This window comes from Massilia sp. BGA-UO-ETr-WB1 (genome assembly GCF_059567845.1).
This window is the reverse complement of the sequence record NZ_JCAQOT010000027.1, coordinates 1,438,407-1,450,408: the sequence shown is the minus strand read 5'-3', so window position 1 is coordinate 1,450,408 and position 12,002 is coordinate 1,438,407. Positions and strand designations below refer to the sequence as shown.

Here is a 12,002-nt window from a genome sequence, read left to right as displayed (position 1 = left end):
ACCGGTTCGAACGGCGGGCCTTTAAAGCGGGCAATAGCAAAATCTGCACGAGTACCGATACCGGCCGTGCAGAATTTTCGCACGAGGCCGTCAGAGCATACGGCGGCGCATTTCAGCATGTATTTTTGCCGAATTATTTGGGATAGACTCGGGCCGGTTTGCTGGGCTGTGGGCTTGCTCGCCGTCCTGCAAGCGAAAGCCAAACTGTCAATGAACAGCACGTCCAAAAATAAAATGGAGAAGACATGAGTGAAGTGCAGAGCAGCGTCCCGGCGCTTGCAATGCTGGCGACCGCGCCGGTATTCGCAGCCTCGACCATCAATATCAATCCAGCCAAGCCAGGCGCCGTCACCAGCAAAAACGTCTCAATGCAGACATAAAGTTTCCGGCGTCGCCGGTGGCAAATAGATTCCAATAAAAGCAACGTGGAGGAGGCATAGACATGAGGGGACAACAAATGAGATTCCAGCTTACGGCTGTCGGACTGGCATGCTGCACGCTGCTGGCTGCCTGCGGAGGCAGTGGTGGTGCTGGTGGTGATAGCGGCGGAGAAACCGGGATGGCGCAATCGGTTTCCTTCCCATTCCCGGGCGGGGACGGCGGCGGCGACGTGCAGATATTGGCTGGATCGAACAGCGGAGTTTTAAGCGATCAATAGCAAAATCTGCACGCGCACCGATACTGGCTGTGCAGAATTTTCACCCGAGGCTGTAATGGCGGATGGCGACGCATTTCACCGTGTATTTTCTCCTCAATATTTGGGATAGACTCGGCAGGTTTGCTGGACAAGTAGATCTGCTCTCCCTCCGCGAGAGCAAGCAAACTTTCAGAGCGGCTGTCTCTCGGGCATGCGTTCTGCGCATGACCACTATATTAATAACCAGGAGATAATAGAAATGAATAAGAAATGCTTGATCATTAAATCCTTTCTAATGACTCTTTTAGGAACCGCTACGAGTGTGCAGGCGCAGACTTGCACGCCAACTGCGATAACGCCCTATATCTATTCGGCGGGCGCCTGGAAGATCACGGCAGCTGCTACGATTAATGCAGGAGATCAGATCGCATTCGGACCGCAACCGATATCCGGCGGGTCTTGGTCATGGAGCGGATGTGGGACATCAGGTTCTGCGCGTGAACAATTCATAACCCCAAGTGCCAGCTGTACTGCAACAACTATCTATACCAATAATTGCGGCGCACAAACCACGCAATCTTTTATGATCACGGCCTATCCCAGCTACAACACAAATCCAATTGCCCCGGATGCGACCGGCATGAGCAATAACGCGGCACAGTTGGCCGCCAAAATAAAGCTGGGAACAAACATTGGAAACACCATGGAAGCTTGGGGTTGCAGCCCGGCGGCGGAAACTTGCTGGGGCCAGCCGATGGTCTCTTCCGCTTATGTCAAGCTGGTAAAGGACAGCGGTTTTGATGCGATTCGCATCCCCGTATCCTGGGATCAGTATGCCGACCAGGCAACCGGAAAGATCAGCGACGCCTGGCTCAACCGCGTCAAGCAAGTGGTGCAGTATGCAGTGGATAACGGGCTCTACGTGATCGTCAACATCCATTGGGACGGCGGTTGGCTGGAGAGGAATTTTACCGAAGAAAAGAAGGCCGCGGTCAACGCGAAACAGAAAGCCTACTGGGAGCAAATCGCCACGAAGCTGCGTGACTTCGACGAGCGTGTCTTGTTTGCCAGCGCTAACGAGCCCGCTGCTGAAACTGCTGAGGAAATCGCCGTTCTTGACAGCTACCACCAGACCTTTGTGGATGCGGTTCGTTCCACAGGCGGCAAGAACGCTTATCGGGTGCTGGTGATCCAGGCGCCAAGAACCGACATCAATCTGGCGGACGAACATTGGGATGTCATGCCCTCCGACACGGTAGCTGGTCGCCAAATGGCTGAAGTCCATTTTTACCCGTTCAGTTTTACGCTCCAGGACAAGGATGAACCGTGGTCACAAATGTTCTATTACTGGGGCAATGGTTACCACTCGACGACCGACACCTATCGCAATTCGACGCGAGAAGAAGAGGCCCATGTCGATGAGCAATTCGCCAAAATGAAAACCAAATTTGTGAACCAGGGAATTCCAGTTGTATTGGGGGAGTATGCCGCAATGCTGCGTCCCCAACTCACTGGGGATGACCTTGCCCTGCATCGCGCTTCGCGTGCGTATTACCATCAATACGTGACCCGCAAGGCGCTTGAAAATGGCATGTTGCCGTTCATGTGGGAAGTCGGCGTAGACCCGGGTCTGTTGTTTGACCGTAGTACTCCGGATGTGGGGGATCAGCAAACACTTGATGCGCTTTTGGCAGGCGCTGGCAAAGCCATCGTATTGGATACTCGCCCAAATAAATGGGCCTTGAGCAGTGGCGCTACGAGTGGCGGATCGGCTTCGTATACGCAATTTACTCTCAACCAGGCCGGGGCGGCTGCCGGTTACACCTTTGCCAATCCGGTTAATTGGACCGGCGCGAGCCTGAAAGTGGTCCTTAATTTCGATCAGACGTTTGTTTCGAATCGAAATGGAGGGATGGATGCCTTGTTCCAGTTCTATACTTACTCCGCCAATTGGGCTGCTGCCGAGTTCAAGTGCTGGACTGACAATAAAGTGCTGGTTGCAGGCCAAGATACGGAATTCACGTGTTCTGCCTTTAGCATTCCGAATGCGGTGGGGGTAGGTATTCAGTTCCCTGGCGCAGCAGGTTCCGTTACCATTAAAAGAGCAACTATTAAATTGGCTCAATAATACTTCCACCCATTAGCACTGCCGATCACGGCGCCTTCGGCCCTAACGAAGACGCCTATCGCGGCGTGATTGATTCATATTGTCTGTTGAAACGTATGTGCCCAATACCACCGGAAACCAGTTTACCGCCTCCCGAACCTGAACGGGAGCCGCGCCGGCCGCGCCAGTATAAGCGCTACGCCATAGGCCTTGTGATTCTGATCCATCTGGCACTGGGAACGTCCGTGATGCTGTGGAACTCGCGGCTGCCCTCGCCTAAACCGGAGTCGCGCACTGTCGATGTCGTGCTCTTCGAGTCGAAAGTGCCGGAAACAAAGATTCCCGACGCTAAGCCCGAGCCAAGCAAAGTCGCGCCTCCCACGGTAGAGATACCTCCCATGCCGGATCTGCCTCCCGTCAAACTAGCCGAAAGCCCAGTGGCCGCGCCGCCCGTAGTCGATGCCGTCCCGGCCCCGGCGCAGCCAGTCGCCGCGCCCCCGTCCCTTCCCACTCCCCCGCCGCCGCCCGTGGCCAAGGCGCCGGCCAGCACGCCCCCGAAGCTGTTCGAAGAATGCGCCGATGCCTCGGACCGGAATATGATCGCCGACGTATATCGCCTCACTGCCGGCAACCAATCGGTGTTCGAAATGCGCCGGCGCAAGCCGATCAAGCGCGTTTGCCTGGCCCAACTCGATATCGCGCCGCGCCCCTTCCGCGAAGGCTTTCCCGGCCTGGGCTCGGCGGTCGAGTGGTTCGGTTTGGATATTCGCTTCACCGTCAATATTGCGGAGACCGCCACATGGGAAGTGATGCTGTTGGCCGACGATGGCGCCGTTCTCAGCATCGACGATGAAAACGTGATCGACAACGATGGCATTCACGCCCCAACACCCGTGGCGACCAGCATTAAGCTGGAGAAGGGTTTGCGCAATTTCCGCGTGCGCTACTTCCAGGGTCCAGGCCCGGATCTCGCCTTGATGCTGGCGTGGAAAAGGCCCGGCGCGGCCGATTACAGCTACCTGCCGCGCAGCCTGATAGGGCGGCCGCCGGCCGGCATGCTGGCGCCGATCCTGTCCAGGGAATGAGCACCCGTCCACCAGACTCAACGATTCGAACAGCATGGTTTTTGCGCCATGGATTTGTACGATACCCCCCTCTTTTTTGGAGACATTAAGAAATGAAAACAAAGCACGTAACACATAAACCCTGATGCCGAGCACGGCAACAATGGCGGCCGCCGCGGATCTCCGGCACCAGTGGCGCCGCGCTGGCAGCGGCGCAATCGGGCACATGATGAAGGGATTCGAGATGAACACCAAACGCACGGCGCAGCTCGTGTTAGGCGCCTTGCTGGGTGCCGCCGCCTGCGGCAATAGCTGGGCTCAAAAGGCTGAAGGCCTGGCCAGCACCCCGCCAATGGGCTGGAACAGCTGGAACAAATTCGCCTGCGATATCGACGAACGCCTGATCCGCGCGACCGCCGATGCCATGGTCAAGACGGGCTTGAAGGACGCCGGCTACCAGTACGTGAACATTGACGATTGCTGGCACGGCCAGCGCGACGCCAACGGCGACATCCAGCCCGACCCCACGCGCTTCCCATCCGGCATAAAGGCGCTGGCAGACTATGTGCATGGCAAGGGACTCAAGCTGGGCATCTACTCGGATGCCGGCGCGACCACCTGCGGCGGCCGTCCCGGCAGCCGCGGCTACGAGTATCAGGATGCGCGGACCTATGCAAAATGGGGCATCGATTACGTCAAGTACGACTGGTGCGACACCCCGGGCCTGAACGCCGAAGCGGCCTACACCACGATGCGCGATGCGATCGCCAAGTCGGGCCGTCCGATGCTGTTCAGCATATGCGAATGGGGCATCGCCAAGCCGTGGGAATGGGGTGCCAAAGTGGGCCACATGTGGCGCACCACGCCCGATATCTATAACTGCTTCGACTGCGAATACAGCCCCGGTTTCTCGGTTGGTCTGGGCGTGCTGCGCATCCTCGACAAGCAGGCTGGCCTGCGCAAGTTCGCAGGGCCAGGCCACTGGAACGACATGGACATGCTTGAAGTGGGCAACGGCATGAGCGAGGATCAGGACCGCGCCCATCTGTCGATCTGGGCCATGATGGCCTCGCCCCTCATCCTGGGCAACGACCTGCGTTCCATGACCGAGTCTACCCGCCGCATCCTGACCAACCCCGGCGTGATCGCGGTGAACCAGGACAAGCTGGGTGTGCAGGCGCTGCGTATCCTGGCCGACGGTCCGCTGGAGATCTATGCCAAGCCACTCGAAGGTGACCAATGGGCGCTGATGTTCCTGAACCGCTCCAACCAGGCTGTCGACGTGCACCACGACTGGAAGGCGCACCTCCTGACCGATGACCTGAGCAAGCGGTCGGTCAATTTCAAGCAGACCGTCTACCGCTGGTCCGACCTGTGGAGCAAGAAGACGGGCGACACCAGCGCCAAACTGGAAGCGCGGCTGGCGCCGCACAGCGTGCTGATGCTGCGCCTGACCGGCCCTGCGAAACCATAGGGCGCGCCCAGCCGCGCGGCGCGCAAGGAGTCATTACCTGACGATGCCCTTGCCAAGCGCGCGGCTGCAGCCCCGTTTTGTCGCCGTAGCTTGCCGCCTCGACGGACAATACGAGCACACCTTCCTTTGACAGCAGACCGGCGGCCGATTGCTCGCCCACGAAGCGTTCCTGCGTCACATGCTTGGGCGCTGAGGTGCCCGCGCCAACTTCTAGCCGCGTTGCGCCATGCGCCGGGCCAGGACCAGGGTAAGCAGGCCGATCCCCAGCACCAGCGGCGTGGCTGGCACAGGCACGGTGCCGGAGGCGGCGGTGGCGGTGAAGTCGTCCATCACATACCAGCCGCTGTCGCGCGTGATGGTCAGCATCGCCACATTACTGAAGCTTGCCGCCACCCACTGGTAACTGTCGCCGATGGCGATGTTGCCGGTGCTGCCGATAAGCTGGCTGAGGGCATCGTAGGCGCTGATGTTGATCCAGCCGGCTTTGTCGCTGCCGCCTGCCGGCGTGGCGAACCAGGCGCCGGCGAAGTTGAAGCCGGTCGCGCTGCTCACGCTCATGGCGTCGCTGCCGAAGCCGTTGACGGCGAAATTACTGCCGGAATGGGCGCCGTTGGCGTAGCCGTCGATGCTGTTGTCGCCCGCGTACCAGTCCGAACTCCACCTCAGGCCAGCGTAGGGATTGAGGTCGCTCAAGCTGGCGAACTCGCCGCCGGTGGCCAATTCGTCGAACTTGATGACGCCGGCGTGGGCGGCGCCTGCCAGCGCCAGGGTGGCGCCCGCGATCAGTGCGAAAAGTGTCTTTTTCATGATGGTTCCATCGATTCTTGGATGGTCAGTGCGCTTAAAGCCGACTTCTTTCACAAAGCCGGCTTTAAGGCAGAAATTTTTTTAGTGAGCCAATTTAATATTGGCCCGTTTAATGGTAACGGAACCTGTTTTTGCAAAGAATTGGATACCTAGCCCTACCGCATTCTGGATGCCAAAAGCAGAGCACGTGAATTCTGTATCTTGACCTGCAACCAACACCTTATTGCCAGTCCAGCAATTCCACTCGGAAGCAGTCCAACCGTCGGAGTATGTAAAGAACTGCAACAAGCCATCCATCGCACCATTGCGGTCTGAAATAAACGCTTGATCAAAATTAAGGACCACTTTTAAGGTTCCGCCACTCCAATTAACTGGAGTGGCGAAATTATAAGTAGCAGCCGCTCCCGCCTGGTTGAGAGAAAGTTGCATATACGCTGTTGAATCGATGTCCGTCGCCTCATTACTCACGGTCCAGCTATGTGGGCGATTACTCAATCCAACAAGTTTTCCAGCGCCTACCAACATTGCATCAACTACTTGTGGATCAGCCACGGCCGGCGTTCTACGGTCAAACACCAGGCCTTCAGCAACCCCCACCTCCCATAAGATTGGCAAGACTCCATGCGCAAGCGCCGACTTGGTGACAACTTCAAAGAAATGTTCCCGGGATGCGAGATGCAGGTCCATGTCAGCGCAAACCGTCTCGTTACGCTTCATGGCAGCGAACTCCCCCAACACAACGGGAACTCCTTTGTCCACAAATTGGGTTTTCATTTTGGCGAATTGCGCATCGGTATAAGCCTCTTCCATGAGCGGAAGCTTCCCCGGCGAGTTGCGGTAAGTATCGGTAAGCGACTTGTAGCCGTCACCCCAGTAACAATGCATCTGTGACCATTCATTGTCTTCTCCGTGGTTCGAAAAAGCTCTTGGGTAATAATGAATCTCGGCCATTTGGCGACCCGCTACCGTGTCGGTCGGCATGTGATTCCAATCTCTGAAGGTCATATCGATGTCGGTTCTCAGGCCTTGGACCACCAGCACGCGATAGGCGTTTCTACCACCCGTCGAACGAACTGCATTGACAAATGTCTGGTGATAGCTGTCAAGCACACTTACCTGGTCTGGGAAGATAGCATCGGGCTCGTTGGCGCTGGCAAACAAGACATGCTCGTCAAAGTCACGCAGCTTCGTGGCAATTTGCTCCCAGTAGGCTTTCTGTTTGGCGTTGACAGGGACTTTACTTGCGAAGTTAACATTCCTCTCCAGCCAACCACCGTCCCAATGGATGTTAACGATCGCGTAGAGCCCGTTATCCACCGCCATCTGCACCACTTGTTTCACGCGGTCGAGCCAGGCCTCGCTAATTTTTCCAGTGGCCTGATCGGCATACTGATCCCAGGATACGGGGATCCGGATCGCGTCGAAACCGCTGTCCTTTACCAATTTGATATAAGCGGCAGAAACCTCCGGATTGCCCCAGCAAGTCTCTGACGCTGGTATGCAACCATAAGCTTCCATGGTATTTCCAATGTTGGTTCCCAGCTTCATCTTGGCAGCCAACTGAGCAGCGTCATTGCTCATGCCGCTCGCATTCGGAGCAACTGGACTGGTGTTATAGCTAGGATAAAGAGGAGGCGGAACCGGTTTAGGCGGCGTGTCGCAGATGTCGCCGAACACGAGCGGAATCGGGCCCGGTTTCTCCGCAAACTGGCCGAAGAGGACGCGGAACGACACGGTCTGGCCAGGTTGGATCTCGCTGTTCCCGTCGGGCGTCGCCGAGTAGGTCGGCTTGCTGCCCGTGATCTTCCCGCCAAAGATGGCATTCACCTGGGTATCGTCGTCGTAGGTCCAGTTCACCGTCCAGCCGTTGATGACCGAGCTTCCCTTGTTGGTGATTTGCACGTCGGCTGCGCCGCCGCCCCACCAGATGAATTCGCTCAAGACGTACTTGCACTGGGCCGTTCTAGGCGGCGGTACATACACCTCCGGTGCCACCACGACGTCGCCGGCCGGGTCGATCTTGCCGTAGGCAACGCCGCGGCCGGCGGTGCTCATGTAGACCGTGCCGTAAGTGTTCATATCGCCGTTGATCCAGCCCATCACCGGGCCGCCATATTGATGGGCATCGTCGTTGATGCGCTCCCAGCTGGCGCCCTGGTCGATCGAGCGCAGCAGGCCGCGCCCGGCGCTCACTGCGCCCCACATGTACAGGGTCGGATGGCTGGCGCCCGGCGCCGCCTTGCCCAAGCCCAAGGTCTCGCAGGAGCCGATCGTACCCACCTTGGTGAAGGTGGCGCCCGAATCGGTCGAGTGGGACAGGCCGCCCGAATGCAGGCATGCCCACAGGTCGCCCTCGACGCCAGGGGTGGCGCGCAAGATAGTCGAGCCGCCGGCGGCCAGCTGGGCTGCGGGGCTGAACGAAATGCCGCCATCGGTGCTCGCCAGCAGCTTGCCGGTGTCGCGGTCGTAGACGTAGAACTTGGCCGGGTTGACCGGGTCGGCCACCGGGCGCGCGTTGTTCACGGCGAGGCCGGTGACGGCCGTCCAGCTGCCGCCGGCATTGGTCGAGCGGTAGGTGACGTTCTTGTTTTCCGGGCTGTGCAGCAGCACGGAGCCGTCGGCCGACAGGGCCAGGTTGCCCTTCGCCGCCATGATGGACGGCGCCTGCACCCAGCTCGCCCCCATATTGGTCGAGGTGTAGAGCTTGTCTCCCACCCGTGCCATCACATCCGCTGCCTGGGCGGCAACCGCCAGGCCGGTGGTGGTTCCCATCCTCGGGAAGTGTTGCACGCCGTACTGGTCCGGCGCATCGTGGATGAAGCCGTCACTGTCGCCGACGACCGATATCAGCTTCCCGTTCGGGAGGATCTCGACAGAGAATACGGCGGTCTCTTCGATCCCGCGCACGTCGAACTTCCAACTGCTCTTGGGCGCGTCGATGTCGCTCGTCTTGAATAGGCCGTTGCCCGACACCACCCACGCGCTCTTCGGATCGAAGGGGTCGAACTCGACCAAGGAGGACCAGTGAATCCCGTGCGGGGCGATCCAGTTGATGCCGTCCGGGTCGGTCGTCATGCCGCGCTCCATCAGGTCGGTCCAGGTCCGGCCGGCGTCGGCCGAAGTGAAGATGCGGTCGCCGCCGCCGGTGTCCGGTTCCCTCCTCTGCCACCACCAGGTGTTGACGGTCGTGGCGACCAGGCGCTTGGGATTGGCCGGGTCGACGCTGATGCCGCTAAACGCCCGGGTGATGCCGGCCGGCGTCACATTGGTCCAGGTGCCGCCGACGGTGTTGTATTCCCAGATCGCGCCCTTGTCCAGAGGCTCGCTTGCCGATCCGTCGTGCGGTGCCGCGCCGTTGCCGTAGGTCAGGTACAGGCGGCCCTTGGACGTGAGCGCCGCGCGCTGCGGTATCAGGCCTGCCGGCGCGCCGGCCACGGGGGCGAAGGTCGCGCCGCCATCCTTGCTGAGGTACAGGCTCGGTCCCACCGAGCCGTAGCGTGAGACGCCGACATAGATGCGCTTGGCCGTGCCTTGCGTGACACTGGCAGGATCGAGCAGCACGAAACTGATGCCAACGCCATTGGGCGTGCCGTTGACGTTGAGCCCATTGAGGCGGCTCCAGGTCGCGCCCGAATCGATACTCTTGAACAGACCATTGTGGCGCGTGCCCACGAACAGCACATTGCCCGAACCCGGGTCCACTTGCAGCCGCTCGCCGGTACCGCGGCCCATGCCGTTGGCGTGGGTCTTGAATTGCGCCGTCACGTCAGTGGTGGTAAAGGTCTTGCCGTAGTCGGTCGAGCGCAAGATGGCGGTCTGGCCGCCGTTAAAGTATTCGGTGCCGACCAACATGTAGACATTCGCCGCGTTGCGCGGGTCGACCGCCAGCGATTCCACGCCAAACATGCCTTTATTGTTCTCGGAGATCCAGTCATTCAGCGCCACCCAGCGGCCGGCATGGCTGTCGTAGCGGTAGGCGCCGCCCACATCGGTGCGCGCGTACGCCACACCGCGCTCGGTCTTGCTGGTCACGATGCCCGAGACGAAGCCGCCGCCGCCCATCGCAACGTTATCCCATTTGTAATTCTCAGCCGCAGCACTGAGCGGCATCAGCATGCCTGCAGCCAGGCCGGCCATCATCATTCTTCTCACACCCATTGCCATCTCCCTTTATAATTTTGCTCCCTTTCCTGCCGCCACCGTCGGCTGGGCCCGTTTGAAATCGTTATCGCGGGCACTGGCTAGCCTATGGAAAGATCGACGGAGGCGTATAGTATTTATGGCTATAAAAACATCCGCATGCAGATCGTTCTAAGATCTTAAGCAAGTGCGCTAAACACTATGTCCATTAATGGACTCAGCGCCCCAGCATGCCGCGCAGGTAGGCGTCGTGTTTGGGCATGGCCGCCACGGCGGTGGCGATGCATTCGCGGCGCCACTGCAATCCTTGCAGCGCCACCGCGCGCTCGACGTCGCCCAGCGAAGGATCGGCGCGCTCGGGCCAATACCCCATGCCTGCATGGATCGCCAGCCAGCTGGTCGCGTCGAAGCCCTCCAGGTCGTACTGGTGCAGCGCGCCCGCCTGGCGCCATGCGTGGAGCTTGAAGGCCAGCGTGTCGGGCAGCTCCATGGTTGCCATCGCGCGCCACAGCGCGCTGTCGCGGCGCGCGCTCAGACAGTAGTGCAGGATGATGAAATCACGCACGCGCGCGAACTGGAGCCCCACTTCGCCGTTGTAGCCGGCTATCACCTGCTCGGTGAGCGGCGCGCCCGACAGCAGCAAATCGATCAGCCGCCCCATCGCTCTCTGGACCAGGAAGATGCTGGTCGACTCGAGCGGCTCCAAGAAGCCTCCCGACAGGCCCAGGGCGACCACGTTGTGCACCCAGGCACGCGCGCGGTGGCCGGTCTGGAAGCGCAGCAGGCGCGGTTCGGCCAGCGCCGGGCCGTCCAGCCGTTCGAGCAATTGCGCGCGCGCGCGATCCTCGTCGATGTAGCGGCTGGCGAACACGTGGCCGTTGCCGGTGCGGTTTTGCAGCGGAATCCGCCACGCCCAGCCCGCCTCCAGCGCGGTGGCGCGCGTGTAGGGCGTCAGGTCGGTCCCGATCCGTTCGGTCGGACAGGCCCAGGCCCGGTCCACCGGCAGCCAGTGGCTGAAGTCGACGAACGGTTCGCCCAAGGTGCGCCCCAGCAGCAGCGACGCGAAGCCGGAACAGTCGATGTACAGGTCGCCGGCCACTACGCGCCCATCAGCCAGGCTAAGCCGGTCGACGCCGCCGTCGGCGCGCCGCGCCACGTCGACGATGCGCCCCTCGGTGCGGCGCACGCCGCGCCGCTCACCCAGCTTGCGCAGGAAGGCGGCGTACAGCGCGGCGTCGAAGTGGTAGGCGTAATCGTAGCGGTCGTTTTCTCCCGGCAGCGCGAAGCGGCCCAGGCTGGCCATCACGGAGGGCAGGCATTGCTCGCCCAGGGACCCAAGGCCGGCCTCGCCCAGCCGGTGGTGCTGGCCCCACACCGCGCGGGATCCGCTCAGTTCGCCGAAATCGCCGAAGGTGTGGAAATAGCTTTCGCCGCCCGCGCGCCAGTCGCAAAACTGGATGCCCAGCTTGTAGCTGCCGTTGGTGGCGCGCAGGAACTCGGCCTCGTCAATGCCGAGCAGGCGGTGGAAGTTGCGGATCGAAGGAAAGGTCGCCTCCCTCACGCCGACAATGCCGATCTCCTCCGACTCGACCAGCTCGATGATGGTGCCGCCCTTGAGCGCGGCGGGGAGCGCGGTGGCCAGCGCGGTGGCCGTCATCCACCCGGCAGTACCGCCGCCGACAATGACGATTGTTCGAATAGCTTTGTTAGACATAGGCAACCCAACCTAAAAAAAGAGGCGGCCGGGGCCACCTCTGAAACTGCCGCCAAAGC

At 60.2% G+C, this 12,002-nt stretch carries 7 protein-coding genes; 4 read left to right on the top strand and 3 right to left on the bottom strand.

All coding sequences use genetic code 11. The annotated features are described in order from the left end of the window. The first annotated feature begins 245 nt into the window (after positions 1-245). The 4 genes from AC56DV_RS33065 (at position 246) to AC56DV_RS33050 (ending at position 5,282) form a co-directional block, all read left to right on the top strand. Positions 246-380, top strand: a complete 135-nt coding sequence (locus AC56DV_RS33065; RefSeq protein WP_496318437.1) for a hypothetical protein — start codon at positions 246-248, stop codon at positions 378-380. A gap of 516 nt (positions 381-896) precedes the next feature. Next, complete coding sequence (locus AC56DV_RS33060) at positions 897-2,765, top strand: cellulase family glycosylhydrolase (RefSeq protein WP_496318436.1); 1,869 nt, start codon at positions 897-899, stop codon at positions 2,763-2,765. 227 nt (positions 2,766-2,992) lie between these two features. Further along, positions 2,993-3,829: a PA14 domain-containing protein gene (locus AC56DV_RS33055; RefSeq protein WP_496318518.1), complete on the top strand. Its 837-nt coding sequence runs from the start codon at positions 2,993-2,995 to the stop codon at positions 3,827-3,829. 223 nt (positions 3,830-4,052) lie between these two features. Next, the gene (locus AC56DV_RS33050) at positions 4,053-5,282 is read left to right on the top strand and encodes a glycoside hydrolase family 27 protein (protein WP_496318435.1); all 1,230 of its coding nucleotides are present in this window, start codon (positions 4,053-4,055) and stop codon (positions 5,280-5,282) included. Positions 5,283-5,492: 210 nt separating this feature from the next. Here the strand turns inward: AC56DV_RS33050 and AC56DV_RS33045 are convergent, their stop codons facing one another. The 3 genes from AC56DV_RS33045 to AC56DV_RS33035 form a co-directional block, all read right to left on the bottom strand. Continuing rightward, positions 5,493-6,089: a hypothetical protein gene (locus AC56DV_RS33045; RefSeq protein ID WP_496318434.1), complete on the bottom strand. Its 597-nt coding sequence runs from the start codon at positions 6,087-6,089 to the stop codon at positions 5,493-5,495. Positions 6,090-6,170: 81 nt separating this feature from the next. Then, positions 6,171-10,232, bottom strand: a complete 4,062-nt coding sequence (locus AC56DV_RS33040; RefSeq protein ID WP_496318433.1) for a cellulase family glycosylhydrolase — start codon at positions 10,230-10,232, stop codon at positions 6,171-6,173. A 214-nt stretch (positions 10,233-10,446) separates the two neighbouring features. Next, positions 10,447-11,943 carry a tryptophan halogenase family protein gene (locus AC56DV_RS33035; protein ID WP_496318432.1) on the bottom strand — a complete coding sequence of 499 codons (1,497 nt, stop codon included), beginning with the start codon at positions 11,941-11,943 and terminating at the stop codon, positions 10,447-10,449. Positions 11,944-12,002 lie beyond the last annotated feature (59 nt).

What these genes read in the sequence shown, in the direction of transcription:
- AC56DV_RS33050 (WP_496318435.1), top strand. Translation starts at nt 4,053, where the DNA reads ATGAACACCAAACGCACGGCGCAGCTCGTGTTAGGCGCCTTGCTGGGT.
- AC56DV_RS33065 (WP_496318437.1), top strand. Translation starts at nt 246, where the DNA reads ATGAGTGAAGTGCAGAGCAGCGTCCCGGCGCTTGCAATGCTGGCGACC.
- AC56DV_RS33040 (WP_496318433.1), bottom strand. Translation starts at nt 10,232, where the DNA reads ATGATGATGGCCGGCCTGGCTGCAGGCATGCTGATGCCGCTCAGTGCT.
- AC56DV_RS33035 (WP_496318432.1), bottom strand. Translation starts at nt 11,943, where the DNA reads ATGTCTAACAAAGCTATTCGAACAATCGTCATTGTCGGCGGCGGTACT.
- AC56DV_RS33060 (WP_496318436.1), top strand. Translation starts at nt 897, where the DNA reads ATGAATAAGAAATGCTTGATCATTAAATCCTTTCTAATGACTCTTTTA.
- AC56DV_RS33045 (WP_496318434.1), bottom strand. Translation starts at nt 6,089, where the DNA reads ATGAAAAAGACACTTTTCGCACTGATCGCGGGCGCCACCCTGGCGCTG.
- AC56DV_RS33055 (WP_496318518.1), top strand. Translation starts at nt 2,993, where the DNA reads ATGCTGTGGAACTCGCGGCTGCCCTCGCCTAAACCGGAGTCGCGCACT.